Origin of the sequence: Nonomuraea sp. NPDC049607 (assembly GCF_040675375.1) — a bacterium.
Taxonomy (GTDB): Bacteria; Actinomycetota; Actinomycetes; order Streptosporangiales; family Streptosporangiaceae; genus Nonomuraea.
Window position 1 is genome coordinate 92,094 of the sequence record NZ_JBFAOV010000001.1, and the last position, 22,178, is coordinate 114,271.

At 71.1% G+C, this 22,178-nt stretch carries 19 protein-coding genes; 6 read left to right on the forward strand and 13 right to left on the reverse strand.

The genetic code is table 11. The features are described 5' to 3' along the window. Nucleotides 1-4: 4 nt before the first annotated feature. Both AB0J97_RS00510 and AB0J97_RS00515 read right to left on the reverse strand, forming a co-directional pair. Nucleotides 5-2,854, reverse strand: coding sequence for a protein kinase (locus tag AB0J97_RS00510; RefSeq protein WP_364082692.1), 2,850 nt, complete (start codon nucleotides 2,852-2,854; stop codon nucleotides 5-7). Between the two features lie 166 nt (nucleotides 2,855-3,020). Beyond that, on the reverse strand, nucleotides 3,021-3,215 hold the full coding sequence (locus AB0J97_RS00515) for a hypothetical protein (protein WP_364082695.1): 195 nt from the start codon (nucleotides 3,213-3,215) through the stop codon (nucleotides 3,021-3,023). Between AB0J97_RS00515 and AB0J97_RS00520 the strand changes: the two genes are divergently transcribed. Beyond that, the gene (locus AB0J97_RS00520; RefSeq protein ID WP_364082698.1) at nucleotides 3,205-3,708 is read left to right on the forward strand and encodes a hypothetical protein; all 504 of its coding nucleotides are present in this window, start codon (nucleotides 3,205-3,207) and stop codon (nucleotides 3,706-3,708) included. The genes AB0J97_RS00515 and AB0J97_RS00520 overlap by 11 nt on opposite strands. An 8-nt stretch (nucleotides 3,709-3,716) precedes the next feature. Here the strand turns inward: AB0J97_RS00520 and AB0J97_RS00525 are convergent, their stop codons facing one another. Further along, nucleotides 3,717-4,343, reverse strand: coding sequence for a response regulator transcription factor (locus tag AB0J97_RS00525; protein ID WP_364082701.1), 627 nt, complete (start codon nucleotides 4,341-4,343; stop codon nucleotides 3,717-3,719). After that, nucleotides 4,340-5,458: a GAF domain-containing sensor histidine kinase gene (locus AB0J97_RS00530; protein WP_357692543.1), complete on the reverse strand. Its 1,119-nt coding sequence runs from the start codon at nucleotides 5,456-5,458 to the stop codon at nucleotides 4,340-4,342. The genes AB0J97_RS00525 and AB0J97_RS00530 overlap by 4 nt, the downstream gene beginning before the upstream one ends. 111 nt (nucleotides 5,459-5,569) lie before the next feature. Between AB0J97_RS00530 and AB0J97_RS00535 the strand changes: the two genes are divergently transcribed. The 4 genes from AB0J97_RS00535 (at nucleotide 5,570) to serB (ending at nucleotide 9,205) form a co-directional block, all read left to right on the forward strand. Next, nucleotides 5,570-6,226 carry an SDR family oxidoreductase gene (locus AB0J97_RS00535; protein WP_364082705.1) on the forward strand — a complete coding sequence of 219 codons (657 nt, stop codon included), beginning with the start codon at nucleotides 5,570-5,572 and terminating at the stop codon, nucleotides 6,224-6,226. Then, complete coding sequence (locus tag AB0J97_RS00540) at nucleotides 6,223-7,233, forward strand: S-adenosylmethionine:tRNA ribosyltransferase-isomerase (RefSeq protein WP_357692548.1); 1,011 nt, start codon at nucleotides 6,223-6,225, stop codon at nucleotides 7,231-7,233. Before AB0J97_RS00535 ends, AB0J97_RS00540 begins: the two co-directional genes overlap by 4 nt. A gap of 95 nt (nucleotides 7,234-7,328) precedes the next feature. Beyond that, nucleotides 7,329-7,907, forward strand: a complete 579-nt coding sequence (locus AB0J97_RS00545; RefSeq protein WP_357692551.1) for a hypothetical protein — start codon at nucleotides 7,329-7,331, stop codon at nucleotides 7,905-7,907. Between the two features lie 80 nt (nucleotides 7,908-7,987). Beyond that, nucleotides 7,988-9,205, forward strand: coding sequence for a phosphoserine phosphatase SerB (gene serB / locus AB0J97_RS00550; RefSeq protein WP_357692554.1), 1,218 nt, complete (start codon nucleotides 7,988-7,990; stop codon nucleotides 9,203-9,205). On the opposite strand, the gene AB0J97_RS00555 is transcribed toward serB, so the two are convergent. The 6 genes from AB0J97_RS00555 to AB0J97_RS00580 form a co-directional block, all read right to left on the reverse strand. Further along, nucleotides 9,195-11,453, reverse strand: coding sequence for an FUSC family protein (locus AB0J97_RS00555; RefSeq protein WP_364082709.1), 2,259 nt, complete (start codon nucleotides 11,451-11,453; stop codon nucleotides 9,195-9,197). The two genes, serB and AB0J97_RS00555, sit on opposite strands and share 11 nt — an antisense overlap. A gap of 15 nt (nucleotides 11,454-11,468) precedes the next feature. Beyond that, complete coding sequence (locus AB0J97_RS00560) at nucleotides 11,469-11,936, reverse strand: histidine phosphatase family protein (RefSeq protein ID WP_364082712.1); 468 nt, start codon at nucleotides 11,934-11,936, stop codon at nucleotides 11,469-11,471. A gap of 334 nt (nucleotides 11,937-12,270) precedes the next feature. Then, a complete protein-coding gene (locus tag AB0J97_RS00565) occupies nucleotides 12,271-14,583 on the reverse strand; it encodes a sodium-translocating pyrophosphatase (RefSeq protein ID WP_364082715.1) in 2,313 nt (770 codons plus the stop codon). A 941-nt stretch (nucleotides 14,584-15,524) separates the two neighbouring features. Then, complete coding sequence (locus AB0J97_RS00570) at nucleotides 15,525-16,460, reverse strand: DUF2332 domain-containing protein (RefSeq protein WP_364082718.1); 936 nt, start codon at nucleotides 16,458-16,460, stop codon at nucleotides 15,525-15,527. 473 nt (nucleotides 16,461-16,933) lie between these two features. Next, the gene (locus tag AB0J97_RS00575) at nucleotides 16,934-17,359 is read right to left on the reverse strand and encodes an ATP-binding protein (RefSeq protein WP_357692567.1); all 426 of its coding nucleotides are present in this window, start codon (nucleotides 17,357-17,359) and stop codon (nucleotides 16,934-16,936) included. 1 nt (nucleotide 17,360) lies between these two features. Further along, complete coding sequence (locus AB0J97_RS00580; protein WP_043629845.1) at nucleotides 17,361-17,711, reverse strand: STAS domain-containing protein; 351 nt, start codon at nucleotides 17,709-17,711, stop codon at nucleotides 17,361-17,363. Between the two features lie 259 nt (nucleotides 17,712-17,970). Here AB0J97_RS00580 and AB0J97_RS00585 point away from each other — a divergent pair, with 259 nt between their 5' ends. Then, on the forward strand, nucleotides 17,971-20,460 hold the full coding sequence (locus AB0J97_RS00585) for a DEAD/DEAH box helicase (protein WP_364082722.1): 2,490 nt from the start codon (nucleotides 17,971-17,973) through the stop codon (nucleotides 20,458-20,460). 86 nt (nucleotides 20,461-20,546) lie between these two features. Here the strand turns inward: AB0J97_RS00585 and AB0J97_RS00590 are convergent, their stop codons facing one another. The 3 genes from AB0J97_RS00590 to AB0J97_RS00600 form a co-directional block, all read right to left on the reverse strand. Beyond that, nucleotides 20,547-20,930, reverse strand: coding sequence for an Rv3654c family TadE-like protein (locus AB0J97_RS00590; RefSeq protein WP_364082725.1), 384 nt, complete (start codon nucleotides 20,928-20,930; stop codon nucleotides 20,547-20,549). A 356-nt stretch (nucleotides 20,931-21,286) separates the two neighbouring features. Then, nucleotides 21,287-21,667, reverse strand: coding sequence for a TadE family type IV pilus minor pilin (locus AB0J97_RS00595; RefSeq protein WP_364082728.1), 381 nt, complete (start codon nucleotides 21,665-21,667; stop codon nucleotides 21,287-21,289). After that, on the reverse strand, nucleotides 21,664-21,933 hold the full coding sequence (locus AB0J97_RS00600; protein ID WP_357692576.1) for a DUF4244 domain-containing protein: 270 nt from the start codon (nucleotides 21,931-21,933) through the stop codon (nucleotides 21,664-21,666). Before AB0J97_RS00600 ends, AB0J97_RS00595 begins: the two co-directional genes overlap by 4 nt. Between the last annotated feature and the right edge of the window lie 245 nt (nucleotides 21,934-22,178).

Genomic DNA, 22,178 nt, shown 5'->3' on the forward strand with positions numbered 1-22,178 from the left:
CGGCTCAGGACCCGGTCTCCTCCTTCGGCCTCCAGACCCGGATGACCTTGTCCTTGCCGGCCGACACGACGACCGGGTCACCGCCCGTGGGGACGATCCCGACCGCGTACACGCCGTGCTTGTGGGCCTTGACCGGTTTGCCCAGCGGCTTGTGGGTGTCGGGGTCCCAGAGGCGGATGGTCCCGTCGGTCGAGCCGGACACCAGGACCGTGCGCCCGCCCAGAGGGCCGAAGGACAAGGAGTAGACGATCTTCTTGTGACCCGACAGGGGTGAGCCGATCGTCTTGCCGGTCTTCGGGTCCCAGATCCGGATCTTCCGGTCCTTCCCGCCGGACGCGATCACGGTCCGGTCGCCGATCCTGCCGACCGCGATCGCGTACACGCCCTTCGTGTGCCCCTTGTACGGCTTTCCGTACGCCTTGTGACGGGCCACGTCCCACATCCGGACGGTGGAATCCTCGCCGGCCGAGATGACGATCTCGCGGTCACCGATGCGGGTGGCGTTGAGCCAGTTCACCGACCTGCTGTGGGCCTTGACGATCCTGCCGGTCGCCTTGCGCTTCTTCACGTCCCAGAACCGCAGCCAGCCCTTGGCGTCCCCGGTCACGGCGATCCACTTGCGGCCCGTCCTCGTCAGCGCGACCGAGTAGACGGCGTCGCCGTGCCAGCCGAGCACCCTGCCCTTGTGGGTCTTGAGGTTCCACAGGCGCACGCTGCCGTCGTAGCCACCGGACACCGCCATGGGGGTCTTGCCGACCATGACGGCGGCCACGGCGTACACCTCCTCGCTGTGGCCCTTCATGGTGGCCAACGGCTTGTGCTTGCCGAGGTCCCACAGGCGGACGCGGCCGTCCTGGCCGCCGGAGACCAGCCAGGTCCGGCCGTCGCCCATGGGCAGGGCCGAGATCGTCTGGACGCCCTTGGTGTGGCCCTTGAGCGACTTGCCGTCCTGCTTGCCGAGGGCGGCGAGCGGGATCGCCTGTGCGGGGGTGGGCGTGGGGGTGGGGGTGAGTGCGGGGCTCGGGGCCGGTGTGGACGGGCTCGCGGACTGGGTCGCGGGCGGGCTCGCGGACTGGGTCGCGGGCGGGCTCGCGGACTGGGTCGCGGGCGGGCTCGCGGACTGGGTCGCGGGCGGGCTCGCGGACCGGGTCGTGGGCAGGACGGTGGGCAGGCCGGGGCTCGGGGCGATCGTGGTGGCTCCGGCCGCGTCGGGGCTCGGCGGGGTTTTCGGGGTGAACATCCTCGGGCCCAGGAACAGCACGCCGCCGGCCAGCGCGAGCGCCACGACGAGCGCGCTGGACACCATGATCGCCCGCCTGCGCCTGGCTTTGGCCTCGTCGGGCGGCACCACGGCGGGGGTGTGCCTGAAGAACGCGTCGTTGCCACTCCCGGGCGGCTGCGGGCGCGGGCCCATGGGGTAGGGCGGCGGAAGCTGCCGGGGCGGGCCGTAGGGCGCGGGGGGCGCCTGCCGTACGTACCGCGTGTCCCCCTCCCGCTCCGGCCCCTCGAACCGCCCCCCGGCACCCCCCGGTCCGGGCACCCACCCCCCTGCCCCGGGCGGCCCCGCCATCGGCCCACCTGGCGCAGGCGAGCCCGCCACCGGCCCGCCAGGCGCGGGCGGGCCCGCCACCGGCCCGCCAGGCGCAGGCGGGCCCGCCACCGGCCCGCCAGGCGCAGGCGGGCCCGCCACCGGCCCGCCAGGCGCGGGCAGGCCCTGGACCGGCGGGCGCCCGGCAGGGGCCACCGGAGGCGGCGGCGAGTAGGACGCCCCCGACGGATTGGCCCACCCGGTCGCCGCCGGCGCAACCTGTGGCGTCCCACCTCCGGGGCCGCCGGGCGCGTGCACAGGAGGCGCAGCCCCCGAAAGCGCGGGCCCCGGAGGCGTTGGGCCTGGAGGCGTGGAACCCGGAGGCGTGGAACCCGGAGGCGTGGGCCCCGGAGGCGTGGAGCCCGGGGGGGTTGGGAGGGCGGGGGTGGGGTGGGGGTGGTCGGCGGCGAGTTGGGAGCCGGTGGTGAGGGCGACCTCGTCGTCCAGATCGGCCGCCCCCTGGTTCTCCAGCAGGGCGAACAGCGCGTCCGCCGCCGTCGGCCGGTCCTCGGCCCGCTTGCGCAGGCACGCCCGCACCAGGGGCCGCAGCTCGTCGGGCAGCACCGACAGGTCCGGCTCCTCGTTCATCACCCGGTAGATGACCGCAGGCAGGCTGTCCTGCCCGAACGCGGGCCGCCCGGTGGCGGCGTACAGCATGGTGAGAGCCCAGCTGAACAGGTCGGCGGCGGGCCCCACGCGCTCGCCCGAGATCTGCTCCGGCGACATGTACGCCGGCGTCCCCACCACCCCGCTGCTGATCGTCATCGCCGAGTCCAACGCCCTGGCGATGCCGAAGTCGATCACGCGCGGCCCGTCGGGCCCGAGCAGCACGTTGCTCGGCTTGAAGTCCCTGTGGACGATCCCGGCCCGGTGGATGGCGGCCAGCGCGGTCACGGTGCCCACGGCCAGCCGGTACAGCGCCCCGCCCTGGCGCGGCCCCTCCCGCTGCACCACGACCTGGAGCGAGACCCCGTCGACCAGCTCGCTCACGATGTACGGCTGCTCGCCGTCCATGTTGGCCCCCAGCACCCGCGCGGTGCAGAACTGGGCGACCCGGCGCGCGGCGGCGACCTCGCGCAGGAAACGTTCGCCGTCGAGCCCTGGCTGGTCGAGCAGCGTGTTCAGCAGCTTGATCGCGACGATCTGCCCGTCGGGCCCCTCCGCCTTGAAGACGACCCCCTGGGCCCCCTTCCCGAGGCGCTCCACCAGCCGGTAGACGCCGAGCGATCGCGGATCGCCGGGCTGTAACGGGTGCGTCTCCGGCACCTGGTCCTCCCCTTGCGCTAAGTCCCCCGATCGCAAGCGTGATGAGCCATGCGAACGCCCGCAAGCCATCCCAAGTCACGAAAGATCATCGCTCTTTGCGAAAAATTTGCCCTACGCAATAATCACGGAGAAGATCGAGGATTTCCAGCACCGTAGGGGGAAGCCGTCACATGCGCAAAAGCTTCAGCCTGTTCTTAGTCAGCGGCCTGGCCGCCGCGCCCTTGGTGGCTCCGGCCCAGGCAGAGGCCGCGACGAACACCACTGTGGCCACCACTGTGACCACGACTACGGCTGCGACTGCGACGACGCAAGCCGTCGCGGCCAAGCCGTTCTCGAACTTCAAAATCTCCTTGAAGTACAACAATCGCACCAAACGTGGCGGAAAGATCACGTACTACCTCAAAGCGAAGAACCTGGGGCCGTACTACGCCGACTATTACTGGATCGGCGGGCAGGTTCCCAAGGGCGTCGTGCCGACGCTGCGCTGGGGGGCGCCGAAGGGCACGAAGTGCACCTGGGAGGACCGCTGGTTCTGGTGCTGGGGCAAGTTCGTCCTGCAGAAGGGCAAGACGGACTGGCTGAACTTCCAGGTCACCATGAAGAAGGGCACCAAGGGCGTGGCCGTCGCCAAGCTCGGCGTCATCGCGTACGACGTCGACCAGGGCATGGAGAACATCGACAAGGAAGAGCTCAAGCGCCTCGGCATCAAGGGCTACTACTGGCTCAGGACCGCCAAGACCACGATCGTGGTGCCGCCGCGCAAGCCCACGAAGCGCTGGACGCCGCCGCCTCCCGTCAAGGAGTTCAACCCGCCGGCCAGCCACGAGGAGTCGAACAAGAAGAAGGACACCTGACCGGCTGATCAGGCCAGGCCGTGCCGTACGGCGTACAGCGCGGCCTGGGTCCGGTCCTGGACGCCCAGCTTCATCAGCACGTTCGACACGTGGGTCTTGACCGTCTTCTCCGCGACGGCGAGACTCCGCGCGATCTCCCTGTTGGACCGCCCGGCCGCGATCAGCGCGAGCACCTCGCGCTCGCGCTCGGTCAGCGGCGCCGGCCCCGGCGCGGCGGCGGACGCGGCCACCGGGGCGGACAACATCGCCTCGGCCGCCTCCGGCGCGAGCAGCACCTGTCCGTTGTGCACCGCGCGCACGGCCTGGACCAGCGCGGACGGATCGACGTCCTTGTAGAGGAAGCCCGAGGCCCCCGCCCGCATCGCCGGGCCGACGTCGGACCGGTCGCTCACCGACGTCAGCACCACCACCCGCGTGGCCGAGCCGGTCAGGCGCTCCAGCGCGCCGAGCCCGTCGAGCACCGGCATCTTCAGGTCGAGCAGCAGCACGTCGGGCGCCAGCTCGCCGGCCAGCTCGACGGCCTGCGCGCCGTCGGCCGCCTCGCCGACGACCGTGATGTCGTCCTGGAGGTCGAGGAACGTCCGCAGCCCCTGCCGGACCACCGGATGATCGTCGGCGATCAGCACCCGGATCACACGCCCACCTCCACGCGTACGGTGGTCCCCTGGCCGGGCGCCGAGGAGACCGTCATGACACCGCCGACCGACTCGGCCCGGTCGCGCATCGACACCAGTCCGAGGCCGCGCGACTCGCCCTGCTCGAAGCCGTCGCCGTCGTCGTGGACGGTCAGCGCCAGCGCCCCGCCCTCGAAGACCAGGCGTACGGAGACCCGCGAGGCCCCCGAGTGCCTGAGCGCGTTGTGCAGCGCCTCCTGGGCCACCCGCAGCACGGCCACCTCCACCGGCGGGTCGAGCGGCGGCAGCTCGTCGCACTCGAACATGACCAGCGAAGGGTGGAGCCGGTCGAGCAGGCGCACGTGCTTGCGCAACGTCTCGGCCAGCCCGTGGCGGTCGAGCTCGGCCGGACGCAGCTCGACGATCACCGCGCGCAGCTCCGACAACGCCTCCCCGGCCAACCGCTGCACGCGCTCCAGCTCGGCCTTGGCCTGCTCGGGGGCCTTGTCCAGCATGGTGGCGGCGGCCTGGGCGGTCAGCCTGAGCGAGAACAGCTTCTGGGTGACCGCGTCGTGCAGCTCGCGGGCCATCCGGTTGCGCTCCTCCAGCATGGCCAGCTCGCGCCCGCGCTCGTAGAGCCTGGCGTTGGTGAGCGCGATGGCGGCGTGCGCGGCGAACAGCGTCAGCAGCTCCTGGTCCTCCTGCGTGAAGCCGCCGGGGGTGCGCTTGTTGGCCAGGAAGATGATGCCGATCACCTGCTCGGCGTCGCGGATCGGCACGCCGAGGAAGTCCTTCATCACCGGATGGGCCTTCGGCCACCACTCGAACCGCGGGTCCTCCCGCAGGTCGGGCAGCCGGGCCGGGGTGCCCTCGCGGAGCATCGCGCCGAGCATGCCGTGCTGCCTGGGCAGCGGGCCGATGGCCTCCCACTGCTTGTCGGTCATGCCCTCGGCGACGAACTCGGCGAACGAGCCGTCGTCGTCGGGCACGCCCAGGGCGGCGTAGCGGGCGTCGAGGAGGCGCTGCGCCGACCGTACGATGACCTGGAGCACCTCGCGGACCGACAGGTGGCGGGTGACCGCGAGCACGGCGGAGCTCACCGCCTGAAGGATCTCGTCTCGGTCCGGTGAGCTCACGGACCCACTCTAGGGTCCCGCTCCGGGAGCGGGGTCCTAGGACGATGTGCCCAGGCGAAGCGGGCCCTGCGCCCGATGCCCGCGCGGCGCGCCGATCCTAGCGTCGAGGGCATGACGAACACCGCTCTCATCACCGGCGCCTCCCGCGGTCTCGGCCTCGCCCTGGCGAGGTCCCTGGCGGAGGCGGGCTGGAACCTCGTGCTCACCGCCCGCGGCGCGGACGAGCTGCGCCGGGTCGCGGACGAGCTGGGCGCCACCGCGATCCCCGGCGACGTGACCGACCCCGAGCACGTCGCCCGGCTGGGACAGGCCGCGCCCGAGCTGGACCTCCTGGTCAACAACGCCGGCGACCTCGGGACGACCCCGCTGCCGCCGCTGGCGGGCTACCCGCTGGAGGCGTTCCGGGTCCTGCTGGAGACGAACGTGACCGCGCCGCTCGCGCTGGTCCAGGCCACGCTGCCGGCCCTGCGCGCGGCGGGCGGGGCCGTGGTCAACATCACCTCCGACGCCGCCACGGGCGCCTATGAGGGCTGGGGCGGCTACGGCGCGACCAAGGCCGCCCTGGAGCAGCTGTCGAACGTGCTGTCCGCCGAGGAGCCCGCCGTACGGGTCTGGTGGGTCGATCCCGGCGAGATGAACACCCGCATGCTCGCCGACGCCGTCGGGGAGCAGGAGGCGTCGTCGGCCGCCGACCCCGCCAAGGTGGCCGCGGCCCTGCGCGACCTGGTCGGCTCCCGGCCGGCCAGCGGGAAGGTGAGCCTGCAATGACGGCGCTGCTGGACTTCGCGCTGCCCGCCGACCTGTCGGCCCACGAGCCGCCCGAGGCGCGCGGGCTGGCCAGGGACGCGGTGCGCCTGATGGTCTCGCGCGGCGAGGCCGAGCCCGTCCACCACCGGTTCGGCGACCTGCCCGGACTGCTCGACCCCGGCGACCTGATCGTGGTCAACAACTCGGCGACGTTGCCCGCGGCGGTCCGGCTCGACCGGCTCGCGGTGCACTTCTCGACCGCCCGCGAGGACGGCACCTGGCTGGTCGAGCTGCGCCGCAGGACCGCCAAGGCGTCCGAGCCGTACGGGGGCGGCGAGCCGGGCGAGTGGCTGCCGCTGCCGGGCCGGGCCACGCTGCGGCTGATCGAACGGGAGACGCCGCGGTTGTGGCGGGCGCGGCTGGACCGGGACGTGCTGCCGTACCTGCGCGAGCACGGCCGGCCGATCCGCTACTCGTACGTGCCGGCCGACTGGCCCATCGACGCCTACCAGACCGTGTTCGCCACCGTGCCGGGCAGCGCGGAGATGCCGAGCGCGGCCCGGCCGTTCACCCCCGAGCTGGTCACCGCGCTGGTCTCGCGGGGCGTGACGATCGCGCCCGTCACGCTGCACACCGGCGTGGCCTCGCCCGAGAAGGACGAGCGTCCCTACGCCGAACGGTACGAGGTGCCCGCCGCCACCGCCCGCCTGGTGAACCTGACCCGGCTGAACGGCGGCCGGGTGATCGCCGCGGGCACGACCGTCGTCCGGGCCCTGGAGACCGCCGTGGGCCCGGACGGCCAGGTCAGCGCCTCCTCCGGCTGGACCCGGCACGTCGTCACCCCGGCCTCCGGCGTACGGGCGGTCACCGGGCTCATCACCGGGCTGCACGAGCCGCGATCCAGTCACCTGCTCATGCTGACGGCGATCGCGGGCGAGAAAGCGCTGGCGCGCGCGTACGAAGAGGCGCTGCGGAAGGGATATCTGTGGCACGAGTTTGGCGACACGCACTTGATTCTGGATAAATAAGCTTTACACGGATTTTGCCCTCGTGATAGGAACAGCCGACATTTACGGGGGCTTGTTCGTGTGCGTCCCCGTGCCACTTCCTCACCGGAGACGTAATGCGCAACTCCCTCACTAAGGTCGCCTCGCTGGCTTTGCTGGCCGGTGCGCTGATTGTTCCGGCGGTGCCCGCCTCCGCCACCACGACGGCCACCGCCGCCCACACCGCCAAGGTCGCCGACGACCCGTTCGCGGTCTTCGACATCAACCTGAAGGCGTCCAAGACGGCCAAGGCGGGCGGCCTGATCAAGTACAGCCTCAAGGCGACCAACACCGGCCCGTACTCGGCCGACGCCTGGTTCGTGGGCGGCCAGTTCCCGAAGGGCGTGGACCTCCGGAAGATCCGCTACAACGCCCCCAAGGGCACCATCTGCGCCCTCGACGGCCGCGCCCTGTACTGCAGCGTCCCCTACGTCCTGGAGAAGGACGACTGGGTCCGTCTGGACTTCTACGCGAAGCTGAAGAAGAGCGCCGCGGGCACGCAGAAGGCGACCCTCGGCGTGATCACGTACGACGTCCAGCAGGGCATGTGGGACCAGGAGAAGGGCACGTGGTCGCTGGCCCAGGAGGAGCTTGAGCGCCTCGGCATCCCCGAGCGCGGCTACGCCAAGACCGCGAAGACCAGGATCGTCCGCTAGTCCTCGCGACCGCTGCGCCCGTGTCCGAATGGCGAGCCTGCTGCGCGGGCACGGGACCGGGCGCAGTACCGTGGCTGGATGTGGACCAGCGCACCCTCCTGATCACCCTGACCGGCCCCGACCGGCCCGGTGTCACCTCCAGGCTCTTCTCCGTGCTGTCCGGGTTCCCGGTGACGGTCGCGGACATCGAACAGGTCGTCATCCGCGGCAGACTCACGCTCGGCGTGCTCGTCGCGTACGCCGGCGGCCCGTCCACCGGCACGGGCACCACCCTCGGCGCGATGTGGACCGCCGTCGAGCGGGTGGCGGAAGACCTCGGCATGGAGGTCGAGCTCTCCACCGGCTCCCAGACCAAGGAACAGCGCCGCCGCGGCCGCCTGTCGGTCAGCGTGCTGGGCGCCACCCTCCAGCCCGCCGCCATCGCGGGCATCGCCGGCCGCATCGCCGCCGCCGGGGCCAACATCGACCGCATCGAACGCCTCGCCCAGTGGCCCGTCACCTGCATCGAGCTGTCGGTCTCCGGCGCCAACCCGACCGCCCTGCGCGTCGAGCTGGCCGCCGAGGCCGCCGCCCAGGAGGTCGACGTCGCCGTCCAGCGCACCGGCCTGTCCCGCCGGGCCAAGCGGCTCATCGTCATGGACGTCGACTCCACCCTCATCCAGGGCGAGGTCATCGAGCTGCTGGCCGCGCACGCCGGCTGCCTCGACGAGGTCGCCAGGGTCACCGAGCAGGCCATGCGCGGCGAGCTCGACTTCGCCGAGTCGCTGCGCCGCCGGGTCGCGCTGCTCGAAGGGCTGCCCGCCGAGGTCTTCGAGCAGGTGCGCCAGGAGGTCGTGCTCACGCCCGGCGCCCGCACCCTCGTCCGTACGCTCAAGCGCCTCGACTACCGCTTCGCCATCGTCAGCGGCGGCTTCACCCAGATCACCGACGCCCTGGTCGAGGAGCTGGGCATCGACTACTCGGCGGCGAACGTCCTGGAGGTCATCGACGGGAAGCTGACCGGCCGCGTCGTCGGCGAGATCGTCGACCGTCCGGGCAAGGCCCGCGCCCTGGAGCGGTTCGCCCGGGAGGCCAAGCTGCCCATCTCCCAGACGGTGGCCATCGGCGACGGCGCCAACGACCTCGACATGATCGCCGCGGCCGGGCTGGGCATCGCCTTCAACGCCAAGCCCGTCGTCCGGCAGGCGGCCGACACCGCGGTCAACACGCCCTACCTCGACTCGATCCTCTACCTGCTGGGCATCTCCAGGGACGAGGTCGAGGCCGCCGACGCCGAGGACGGCGTGCTCACGTCCTGAACCGGGCGGTGACCTCGGCGGCCAGGTCGAGCGCGTCCTTGCAGAGCGACCTGAGCGCCGGGTGGGCGGTCACCGCGTGCCGCAGCCGCCTGCGCACCGCCGTGCCCTCGCCCGCCACCGCCTCCTCCATCAGTGAGCTGACCTCCCGCGCCACGTCGTCGAGCTCCGACTCGAAGGCGTCGGCCGCGGGCGGCGGCTCCCGCTCCCGTACGGCCTGCCCCACGGCGTCCAGCCGGTCGGCCACCGCGTCCAGGACGCCCGCTGTGGCGTCCGAACCCGGCTCGGCCCCGCGCAGCACGGCGCCGAGCAGGATCGCGTCGTCCCTGAGCTTCCTGGCCAGCGTCAGCGCGGCGCGCAGCTCGGCCGGCGCGCTGCCGCCCGGCTCCTTGTCCAGCTTGTCCAGCGACTCGCGCAGCCGGTCGGACGCCGTCCCGGCGGACTCCGTACGGTCGGGCAGCCGGTCCAGGTCGCGTTCGGCCAGCGTGCGGATGAGGTGGCCGTGCTCGCGCAGCAGTTCGGCGGACAGGCCGCGCAGCCGTCCGGCCTGGCCGCGCGGCCACAGCAGCCGCGCCGCCACCAGCGCCAGCACGCCGCCGCCCGCGGTGAGCGCCAGCCTGATCCCCGCCGCCTCCCAGTCGAGCCGGGTCGAGAAGTCGGTGAGCATCATGGCCAGCGGCGTCGCGAAGACCGACCAGTAGCCGTAGCTCACCTCGCGCAGCGCGAACCCGAGCGTGCCGAACACCAGCACCGTCCCCACGATCGTGTACGGCCCCGGCACCGCCGCCAGGATCAGCGCCGCCCCCGCCGCGCCCGCCACGGTGCCCGCCACCCGCAGCACCACCCGCTCGACCGTGTCCCCGTAGGTGGGCCGCACCGCCAGCAGCACGGTGAACACGAACCATTTGCCGTACTGCTCGTGCACCCCCAGCATCAACGCCATCGCCACGGCGGCGGTGATCCCCAACCGCCCGGCATGCTCGGGCCCCGAGCCTCCGGGCGCCGGCTTCCACGCCATCCCCGGCTGCTTCCCCGGCAGCCCGCCGCGGTCCGCCGTGCGTTTCCCGGTCAGCACCCCGCGACCCGCCGCGCTTTTCCAGGTCGGCACCCCACGGCCCGCCGCGTGTTTCCAGGTCGGCACCCCACGGCCCGCCGCGTGTTTCCAGGTCGGCACCCCACGGCCCGCCGTGCGTTTCCAGGGCACGCCGGGCAGGACGCCGCGGCCTGCCGGAGGCGTGTGGCGGGCGGCCAGGGAGCCCACCGTGCGCACTCCCAGCGCGATCCGGTCGAGGCAGCGCCGGGCCTGCCCGAGCACCGCGCCGCTGCGCAGCGCCGCCGGGTCGCCGGCGGGCTCGCGCGCGGCCAGGCGCTCGGCGTAGTCGGCGGTGACGGCCAGCGCCTCCACCGCCCCGGCCCGCCGCCCGTCCGCGGCCACCCGCAGGTCCGCGGCCAGCGTCGTGGCCACGTCGTCGATCCCGTCCTGCTCGTCCGGGGCCGCCGCGCGCAGGGCGCGCAGCGCCACCGTCTCGTGGAAGATGCGGACCAGCGCCTTCACGTACGCGTCGGCGGACCTGCCGGTCGCGTCCATGGTCTCGAACGCCGCCGACGCCGTGGCCGCGGCGCCCAGGGCCTTGGACGCGCGTTCCCTGAGGTCGTCCCAGCCGTCCGGGCCGTCCCGGTCGTCGCGATCGTCCCGGTCGTCGCCGGCCAGCCCGTCGAGCAGCCCGGCCGTCGCCTGGACGGCCTCGTCCAGCGCCGTCGTCAGCGGGTCGAACCGGCGCAGCGGCCACAGGGCCAGGGCCAGCACGGCGTACAGGAGGCCGCCGAGCACCATCAGCTCGGGCGGCCCGAAGCCCGCGGGCACCGCCAGGTAGAACCCGGTGACCAGGGCGAACGCGGGCGGCGTGCCCACCGTACGCCACCTTGCGCCCGCCGCCGCGGCCAGCCCGAGCGCCAGCACCGCCCACCAGGGCCGGTCCGCCAGGAACAGGCCCAGCCAGCACCCGGCCGCGATCAGCACGATCTTGATGGCCATGAACCGCGCCCGCGCCGCGTACGGCTGCCCGTACGTGTCCCCGAACGCCGTCAGGTACGCCCCGAGAGCCAGGAAGGCCCCCGACTGCGGCCGCCCCGCCAGCACCCCGGCCAGCAGCGGCCCCGCCACCGCGAGCCCGCACAGCAGCCCGTAGCCCCAGGGGGGACGCGCGGGCAGCGAGAAGCCGTCACGCAGCGCTCTGGCGGCCCCCCGCATAGGCGTCGCCCCCGGTCAGTGCTCCTTGGGATCCCAGTGGGTGACCAGGCGTCCCTCCCCCGGCCACAGGTCTACCCACGCGGCCTCCACCTGGATCACCGCGAACGCCCCCGGCCGGAAGCCGTAGTCGCCGCCGCCCAGTTGCAGGGCCAGCTCGTGCACTGCGGGATTGTGCCCGCACAACACGACCGTGCCCAGCTCGGGGTCGGTCCTGTGGACCAGTTCGAGCAGTTCCTCCGGATAAGCCTGGTAGATGTCGCGCTCGTAGCTGATCTCCATGCCCGGAAAGGCCAGCTCGGCCGTACGCCTGGTCCGCAGCGCGGGCGAGCAGAGCACCGCGTCGGGGCTCAGCCCGGCCGCCCTGATCTCGTCGCCGGCGCGACCGGCGTCCCGCTCGCCGCGCTCGGTCAGCGGACGTTCGCGGTCGGCGAGACCGGGCACCTGCGCGGCCTTGGCATGGCGGAGCAGTATCAGGGTCCGCATCACGTCATCCCCTCGACGCCCAGATCCCGAGCCCGACGATCACGGCCAGGATGGCCAGCATCGCCAGCAGGATCAGGACCAGCGTCTTGCCCCCCGAGGGCCGGTTGTCGTCTTCCACCCGCCCAGTTTCCCACCGCACCCCCACCCTCACCCGCCCGGGAACCCCCAACCCCCGAGAACCCCCGCCTCGCCCCTCGCCACTCGCCACTCGCCACTCGCCACTCGCCACTCGCGAAAGCGTCGCGTGGCCCTGTGCCCGGAGCCATCCCCTGGATTCCCCCACACGCGAAGACGCCCGCCCCGATGCCGGAGCGGGCGTCTCGTGAAGCGACGGCTACGACGCCACGGGCTCGTGCTCGCGGTCGTTGTTGGCCGGCTCGCTCGTCACCGACCTGCGCTTGGAGACGATGATGGCCACGACGACCACCGCCACCGCCACCACCGTGATGCCGATCCGCAACGGGGCGTTGCCCGCGTACAGGACGACGGCCGGCGCGACCAGCAGCGCGACCAGGTTCATCACCTTGATCAACGGGTTGATGGCCGGCCCCGCGGTGTCCTTGAACGGGTCGCCGACCGTGTCGCCGATGACCGTCGCGGCGTGGGCCTCGGAGCCCTTGCCGCCGTGGTGCCCGTCCTCGACCAGCTTCTTGGCGTTGTCCCACGCGCCACCGGAGTTGGCCAGGAAGACGGCCATCAGGGTGCCGCAGGCGATCGCGCCGGCCAGGAACGCGCCGAGCGGCGCGTAGCCGAGCGCGAACCCGACCGCGATCGGGGTCATCACCGCCAGCAGGCCGGGCGTGGCCAGCTCGCGGAGCGAGTCGCGGGTGCAGATGTCCACGACGCGGCCGTACTCGGGCTTCTCGGTGCCGTCCATGATGCCCGGCTTGTTGCGGAACTGGTCGCGTACCTCGAAGACCACCCGCATGGCCGCGCGGCCGACCGCCGAGATCGCCAGGCCGGAGAACAGGAACACCACCGCGGCGCCGACGATCAGACCCACCAGGACGTTGGGCTGGTCGATGCTGAGGCTGAAGGTCGAGAAGGCGCCCAGCGCGTCCTTGATGTCCTGGCCGGCCCTGGAGAGCTGGTCCTCCACCGCCGTACGGAACGCGCCGAACAACGCCGTCGCCGCGAGCACGGCCGTGGCGATGGCGATGCCCTTGGTGATCGCCTTGGTGGTGTTGCCGACGGCGTCGAGGCTGGTGAGCACCCGCGCGCCCTCGCCCTCGACGTCGCCCGACATCTCGGCGATGCCCTGGGCGTTGTCGGAGACCGGGCCGAAGGTGTCCATGGAGACGATGACGCCGACCGTGGTCAGCAGGCCGGTGCCGGCCAGGGCCACCGCGAACAGCGCGATCGTGACGTTCCCGAACCCGAGCAGGAACGCCCCGTAGACCGCGCCGCCGATGATCAGCGCCGAGTAGACGGCCGACTCCAGGCCGACGCTGATGCCGGCCAGGATGACGGTGGCCGGGCCGGTGGCCGAGCTCTCGCCGATCTCGCGCACCGGACGCCGGTTGGTCTCGGTGAAGTAGCCGGTCAGCAGCTGGATCGCGCTGGCCAGCACCAGCCCGATCAGCACCGCGCCCACCGCGATCAGGCGTGGGTCGGCGTCCGACGTGACGGTCGAGCCCGACAGGGCGCTGAAGCTGCTGGGCAGATACCAGAAGGCCGCCGCGGCGACCAGCACCGCCGAGATGGCGGCCGAGATGAAGAAGCTGCGGTTGATCGCCGCCATGCCGCTGCGGTCGCGGTCGCGCATTCCCGTGACGAAGATCCCGATGATCGCGGTCAGCACGCCGATCATGGGCACGATCAGCGGGAAGATCAGACCCTGCTCGCCGAAGGCCACCTTGCCCAGGATGAGGCTGGCGACCAGCATGACCGCGTACGACTCGAACAGGTCGGCCGCCATGCCCGCGCAGTCGCCGACGTTGTCACCGACGTTGTCGGCGATCGTCGCGGCGTTGCGCGGGTCGTCCTCGGGGATGCCCTGCTCGACCTTGCCCACCAGGTCGGCGCCGACGTCGGCGGCCTTGGTGAAGATGCCGCCGCCGACTCGCATGAACATCGCCAGCAGCGCCGCCCCGAACCCGAACCCTTCGAGAACGTGGGGCGCCTCGCCCTGGTAGATGAAGACGACCACGGCCGCACCGAGCAGCCCGAGGCCGACGGTGAACATTCCGGCGACGCCGCCGGTACGGAACGCGACGCGCATGGCGCGCTTCTCGCCCGACTCGTTGGCCGCGGCGGCGACACGCACGTTTCCGCGCACCGCCAACCACATGCCCATGAATCCGGTCAATGCGGAGAACACCGCACCGACCACGAAGAAGATCGAGCGACCGACGCGTACGTCCATTTCGCCCGGCAGCAAGAGCAACAGGAAGGGAATGACGATCACGAAGATCGCCAGTGTGCGGAATTGGCGCGTGAGATAGGCAGCCGCGCCCTCCTGCACGGCTCGCGCGATGTTCTGCATGCGTTCGGTGCCCTGGCCGGCGGACAGCACCTCGCGTACGAGGCCGCCGGCGACGGCTAGCGCGATCAGCGCGACCGCGGCGACCACGATCACGATGGTGAGATTGTTACCGCTCAGGGACAGATTGGGCGCTGGCTCCAATGCCAGCATGTGCCTGCTCATCGTTCTCCTCGGCAAGACCGGTCGTCCTGCCCGAACGGTGCTGCGGATTTCTCGGCGGGCGGGTGCGGCACCATCCGGGTTGTGGGTGCCGCTTCCGGTTGAATCCGCGGTTCCGCCGGATCACCTTGGCCGGTGCCGGGAGTCTACGCAGGCACTGAACGGATATGAAGGCTCTCGGGGCGGCTATTTGCGCGACCGTTCAGTAATCCCCTGACAGCAGGCCGGTTTGCGATCTGACAGGCGAAATTTCCTCGCGTTTACGGGCATGACAAGCCCCCAAATCGGACCGCCCGAAACCCAGATTTGACCCAGCGACACGCCGACACCCCACCCCGCCCCGCACTCCCACCCGAAACACAGCCGTGCGGCACCACCCGCGCCGGCCTCCTCGATGGCCTTACGCCACCGGGAAGCTACGCAAGCCTCGACGCCGATCCGAAGCTCCCACGCTGGCCACCCTCCCCGACGCCGGCCCGCTTCCCGACGCCGGCTTCGAGACCTGACGCCGGCCACCATGCCTCCGGTTTCAGGGGTTCATGCCCATACACCCCGGCGCCGGCCAAGTGACTCGGCCGGCTATCCCCCGCCTATCCACAGGCTGTGGACAACTATGGGCCATCTTCCACAGGCATCCTGGGACGATCAAGAATCCCGGAGCGCAGACACGCTACCCCCTCAGGCCACGTCAAAGGAGCCCAAGCCGCCAGATATCACGGACCAGCTCCCCGACACCCGGGAAATCCCAGGACCGCCCGGCTCACCAGAACCACGTCGAGTACCACCACGAACCTCCCCCGTCGAGCCCCAGCGCCATGCCTTCACATCAGGCGAGGCCCCAGATCCCTACACACCCGAGCGGTCTGCGGCGCACTGAGCCTCCGCAGCACCACGCCCGATCACACTCGAGACCGTTGAGCTGGACGTCAACCCGTCCCTGCGCATCACGTGAACCAGGTGATCGCCTGGCCGTGCGATCGGGTCCAGGCGAGCGGCCTCCCGTCCAGCGCGAGGACGTTGTACAGCGCCTCGCCCGGCGGCGTCGGGAGCGTGTCGTAGGGCAGCACGTCCGGGGCCTCGTTCGCGATCCAGTGGCCGGGTAGGCCGCGTACCGCCTCGGCGAACGCCACCCGTCGCGGCATCGGCACGTGGTACAGCACCGAGCTGTGGAACACCACCAGCGTCGCATCGGGCGGGGACTGCGCGGCCAGCGCCGGCAGGTCGTCCACCAGATCGCCCCGTACGAGCAGCGGCGGGTCGGCCGCGACCACGGCCGCCGCGGCCCGCAGCCTGGCGCGGCGATGCGTGTGTTCAGGCCAGATGAGGGCGTCAAGCCAGGCGAGATCCGCGGGGACGGTCACGTCAAGCGGGTTCAGATCCAGGCCGGCCCGCCACACCACCTGCGGCAGGCCGGTCGGCGTCGCCATATCGGTGGACGCGCAGGCAAGGACAGGCTCCCCAGAGCCGACCAGGTGATCGCCGTAACGGTAGGCGTACCGGTCGGGGTAGAGGCACAGCCCGGCGGACGCGCCGACCTCCAGCAGCGCGAGCGGCTGCGGTAGCGCGTTGAGCACCGGCAGCAGGACGGCACACCGTCCGGCCTCGTTCGTCTGCGTGGTCCGGGTACGCATCTCCGCTTCGATCACCGGCCAGTTCGCCACCGCGTGATCGTGGAACTCGGCCGGATCCTCCACCGGCCCACCCAGCAGCCGAACTACGCCGAACAGCAGGTTCGGCTGCCGCTTGGCCGGCGGGAGCCCGTCGAGCAACGCCAGGAGCTCGAGATCCCGCGTCACCGCGTATGCCAGCCGCTCGTACGTGGGCGACACACCGTGCGCTTCACGCGCGGCGAAGTCTGCGTAGATCGCTGCGGTCGTCATGTCCCGATGATCGCAGCGAACCCCTTCCACACCCAGCCGACCGCGCTCTCGAACGGATTCATCAGGCCCTCTTCGTCACCCCGAGCCTCGGGCGCCGCATCGGGCCTTCACCCAGCCCGACCCCGGCAACCTGTGACGACTCCCCAAACGGGAGCCCGCCATCTCGCCGCAGCCCATGGCGACCGGGTGTGCCGACTGCGGGCTTCTGGCCCCGATCGGAGGCACCCACCAACATCGCGGCGAGGGCTCTTCGCCCTGCCTTTCACACCGCACCAAGCCATCCAAGGCATGCCGAAAAAGCCCCGGACGCCTGGACCTCGGCGTCCTCATGGGCACAAGAAAGGTGCGATCCGACAGGGAGGAAGGCATGCCATAACCGGACACCCCCTCATCCCCGTCTATCGCCCTCAACAGACCCGACCAGCCCGAACACGACCCTCAGAAAACAAGGGACCGATCCAAGCGCCGTCAGGTCAGGAACCCGCCCCGTTGGAGGCGGGCCAGCTCATCCGGATGTTCGTCCCCTTGGGGCTGGGGAAGACCTCGACGTCATCGGCCAGACCGGTGATCACGGCGAGGCCGAAGCCTGACATGAACGAGTCAGAGAGCATGCCCAGATCGAGCGGCTGCTCCTGCTTGATCTCGTCACTGGGGGCCAGATCGCTGACCGTGACCTCGAAACGCCCGGAGTCGTCACGTAGCTCGATGCGGATGGGCTCGCCCGGACAGTGAAGTCGATGCGCCTCGACCGCCCGGGAACATGCCTCACCCACGGCGAGCCTGACTTCGTCCAGCAGCGATTCCTCGACGCCGGTGCGACGGGCGATCGCCGTGGCCACCAGCCGGGCGGTCCGCACATGCGCGGGGAGAGCGCTGAACGTCAGCTCGACGGTAGCCATGCTACTTGTCTTTGCCGTGAGCTTCCTTGGCCTCGTCGACGGAAGCGTAAATCCCGAAGACCTTGGTCAGACCGGTGATACGGAAGATCTTGAGGATGCGCTCCTGGGTGCACACCAGCTCAAGCGAGCCGTCATGCGCCCGGACCCTCTTGAGCCCTCCGACGAGCACTCCCAACCCCGTGGAGTCGAGGAAGTCGACCTTCTCCATGTTCACCAGAAGGTGGAAGTTGCCCTTGTTCACCAGGTCGATGAGGAGCTCACGCAATCTCGGCGCCGTGTAGACATCGATCTCACCCTCGACCTCCACGATGGTGAGTCGGTCTTCGGTGCGGTGATCCAACTTCAGATCCACAGATCCTCCAGCGCCTCGCCTGCGAAAGTACTCTTGCGGGCCTGGCAATCTGGAGCGTGGCCCCAGACTGTCCGACCCTGACGCGCGGCATTCAACCACGCGTCTGGCTTGTGTCTATACGAAATCACGATTCCCGGCGACTTTGCCCATCGATGCAAGACTGGAAACAGTGACTTCCACGCCATCCTCCCCACAACAAGCAGGTCCACTCCTCGCCCACCTGCTCGGAGTTCCCGCACGTCATGAGCGTGTTACCCATGTGGAGCATGTTCCAGCACGTCAGGCGGGTCAAGCCCGTTGGCCCGACTGGGCGCCGGAAGTCCTCGTTACGCGCTTGGCGAACCGTGGAGTCACAGGACTCTGGCCCCACCAGTACGAGGCCGCCGACCTGGCTTTCCGTGGCCGAAACGTGATCATCAGTACGGGCACGGCCTCGGGCAAGTCCCTGGCGTACCTCACTCCGGCGGTCGCGTCCTGCCTCGACGGCGGCACCGTCCTGTACCTGACGCCGACCAAGGCCCTGGCCGCCGACCAGTTCCGCGGCCTGCGCGAGCTGCGCATCACGCAGGTGCGCGCCGCCTGCTTCGACGGTGACACCCCCTTCGAGGAGCGGACGTGGATCCGCCAGCACGCCAACTACGTCCTGACGAATCCGGACATGCTCCACCGTGGCGTCCTGCCTCGCCACGCGCAGTGGTCTTCGTTCTTCCGCCGTCTCCGCATGGTGGTCGTGGACGAGTGCCACGGATACCGCGGCGTCTTCGGCTCGCACGTGGCCCAGATCCTGCGCCGCCTGCGCCGCGTCTGCGCCCGGTACGGCTCGCGCCCCACGTTCGTGCTCGCCTCGGCCACGGCGAGCGAGCCAGGCGTGTTCGCCATGAGGCTGACGGGGCTTGAGATGGACGAGGTGACCACGGACGCCTCGCCGAAGGGTTCGACCACCATTGCCCTCTGGGAGCCGCCCCTGACGGATCTGCGGGGCGAGGGAGGGGCTCCCGTACGCCGGACGGCGACCGCGGAGACGGCCGACCTCCTCGCGGACCTCGTCCTGGCGAACGTACGGACGCTCGCCTTCGTACGTTCGCGACGCGGCGCGGAGACGGTCGCCCTGTCCGCCCGCGCCAAGCTGGCCGACGTGGCCTTCTCCGTCACCGCTCCCTGGCCTCCGTCCGCCACCTCCGAAACCGCGCCGACCGACGCCTCCGGCTTCCCTGAGGCCACCCCCCACAGCTCCTCTCCCGCTTCCGGAAGCGCCGCTCCCGACGCCATGAGCCCGGTTGCCAACGCCACCAGCGTCGCCGACCCGGGCGCCGACGCGACGGGCCGGCCCGATGCCCTCCAGGACCTCCGTCACCCCACACCCCCGAGCCCTCTCACCTGGGCCATCCCCGACGACGTCGAGGACCTCGCCGCCCTCCCCGACAAGGTCGCCGCCTACCGCGCCGGCTACCTCGCCGAAGACCGCCGCCTCCTGGAGAAGGCCCTGCGCGCCGGCACCCTCATGGGCCTGGCCACCACGAACGCCCTCGAACTCGGTGTGGACGTCTCGGGCCTGGACGCCGTACTGATCGCCGGCTGGCCCGGCACCCGCGCCTCCCTCTGGCAGCAGGCCGGCCGGGCCGGACGCGACGGCCAGGACGCCCTCGCCGTGCTCATCGCCAGGGACGATCCCCTGGACACCTACCTCGTCCACCATCCGCAGGCCCTGTTCGGCCGGCCGGTGGAGGCGATCGTCCTGGACCCGGACAACCCGTACGTCCTGGGCCCCCACCTGTGCGCCGCCGCCGCCGAGATCCCGCTGACCGACGACGATCTGCCCATCTTCGGCACCACCACCCCCGATGTCCTGGACGACCTGGTCGCCCAGAGCCTGCTGAGACGCCGTCCGGCAGGCTGGTTCTGGACCCGCCGCGAACGCGCCACCGACCTCGCCGACATCAGAGGCGGCGGAGGCGCCCCGATCCAGGTGGTCGAGTCGTCGACCGGCCGCCTGCTCGGCAGCGTGGACGAACCCTCGGCCCACACCACGGTCCACACCGGCGCGGTCTACCTCCACCAGGGCGAGACCTTCCTGGTGGAGACCCTCGACCTCGACTCCGGAGTCGCCCTGGTCGAGGCCGCCAACCCCGACTATTCGACGTTCGCCCGCGACATCACCGACATCTCCATCCTCGCCACCCAGCGCTCCCGCCCCCTCGGCCCGGGAACGCTGCACTTCGGCGAGGTGGAGGTGACCAGGCAGGTGGTCTCGTACCTGAAAAGACGTATGCAGTCGGGCGAGATGCTCGGCGACGAACCCCTCGATCTGCCGCCCCGCACCCTCCGCACCCGCGCGGTCTGGTGGACGCTGCCCGCCACGGCGGTGGCCCCGCTCGCGGCGGCCGACATCGACCTGGGCGGTGCCGCACACGCCGCCGAGCACGCCTCGATCGGCCTGCTCCCCCTGTTCGCCACCTGTGACCGATGGGACATCGGCGGCGTCTCCACCGAACTGCACGCCGACACGGGCCTGCTCACGGTCTTCGTGTACGACGGTCACGAAGGCGGCGCCGGCTTCGCCGAACGCGGCTACGCGCGCGCCACCGACTGGCTGACGGCCACGCGCGAGGCGATCGCGTCCTGCGAGTGCGAACGCGGCTGCCCCTCCTGCATCCAGTCCCCGAAGTGCGGCAACGGCAACGAGCCCCTGCACAAACGCGGCGCACTCCAACTCCTGGACATCCTCCTCACCCCTGGCCCTCCGGCTTAGCTCCCGCCCTCCTCCGTCGACGCGGGACATGTCCCGGTTTCGACATATGCCGCAGGTCGACGCGTAGCCCATGCTTCGGCTCGTTGTCATCGGCGGGCCTGTCCGCCCCCGTCAGGCGACATCTCGACCGGCCCCGCACGGGATCTGCCTGTGAGGGTGTGCGTTCCCGCGATCGGCAGGGTGATCGACAGAGAGGTCCGGACGTCCGCGACCTCTCCCGTGATCTCACAGGCGACCAGGCGGACGCCGTTCCTTCTGGCCAACGCGGACGCCCTGCCGCAAGCGCCCTCGGGATCGACGATCGCCGATCTGGCGGCGGCCAGAGCGCTCAGATCGGCCGCGCCGTCAACACGATGGCGAGCCACCCGAACCGCCCCCACGGAGGCCAGCCCGCCGGCAATCGCCATCAGGAGCCCCATGAGGGCCACGCCCCATAAGGTCGCCGACCCTCGTTCCTTGTGTTTGATCATCCTTGTCCTTGGAGTGATTGATCGGCGAGAGTTCATGACAGGTCTGGCGATTCATCATCATTCGCCAGATGCGCCGAACCCCGGTTGCCGTGAGTTTTCGGCACGCGTTTGTGGCTTCCCTGCCGGCGCGTCCACTTCCGCACCAGAAGGTGCCTGCGCGGCGAAGCGTTTTCGCGCCTCGGGGTGCGCCTCCTCGCTCCTTGATGTCGATCTCCGTGCCGTGTCGCGGAGTTGTCGGCTGCTCTTGTGGGTAGGAGACGGCGTAGGGGTTGGAGATTTCGCCCCCCGACTGCCAGGAGGACACGAGGGCTCATGTCCTCCTGGCAGATCTCCTTTCGGCAAGCGACTGTGTGACGTCATGGTTCTGTGGCGGCTGTCGCCGAGGCCGACACACGGATGGCCGGCAGGGAAGTGCCCCAGGCTGGTCGTACATCTACTGCGATCTCTACGTTCGTGATTTCTGCGTCGCGGGCGATCTCTACGTGTGCGTCTGGGCGAGTGGCTGAGCGGGCGAGGTCGCGGACCTGGTCCAGCGGCTCACCTCGGGCTGCGGCACGCGCTGCCGCTCGGGCCGCGTCTACACATTCCAGTTGGACGTTCACCGCTTGTATGGCCCAGAGCGCGGCCGCCAGGACGATCATGAGGGCGGGCAGCATGGCGGCGGTCTCGGCCGTCACCGAGCCGCGTGATGCCGACCGTTGCCCGGTGGTGGCCTTCCGCGTCTGGGGCAGGGTCATCCGGTCGTTTTGAGCGCTCGGTCGATGAGGGACTTCAGCATTTCCTGCACTTCGGGGCTGCTGACCACCTTGAAGAGGAGGGCGGCGAAGGCACAGGCCGCGATGGTTCCTACCGCGTATTCGGCGGTGGACATGCCGCGCTCGCGGTTCGCGACGGCGCAGGCGATCCACTTGCTGGGACGCCATCGGGTGTTGCGGGAGCTGGTCGGCCCGCCGGCGGTCGAGGAGGAGGAAGACTGTGTGCCTTCCGTCTCGACGTTGTCCATGTACGGAGCCGGGCAGGCCGTGATGGGTGGAGCGGGGCTGAGGGGGCCTGGCGTGGTGGCGGGACTTTGCATCGTGCCTCCAGGTGATCGGAGCCGGGTCTTGTCCGGCGGGAGCCCAAGATTCGCCGAGAAGGCGCAGCCGCCGTCTGGCCGAACGGCGTTCTGGGGATTGCCGACCGAGTGACTCCTCGGGCTGTGGACAAGTCCTGCTGCGGACGCGAGAGGGCGGCGAAGGCCCTGCTCGG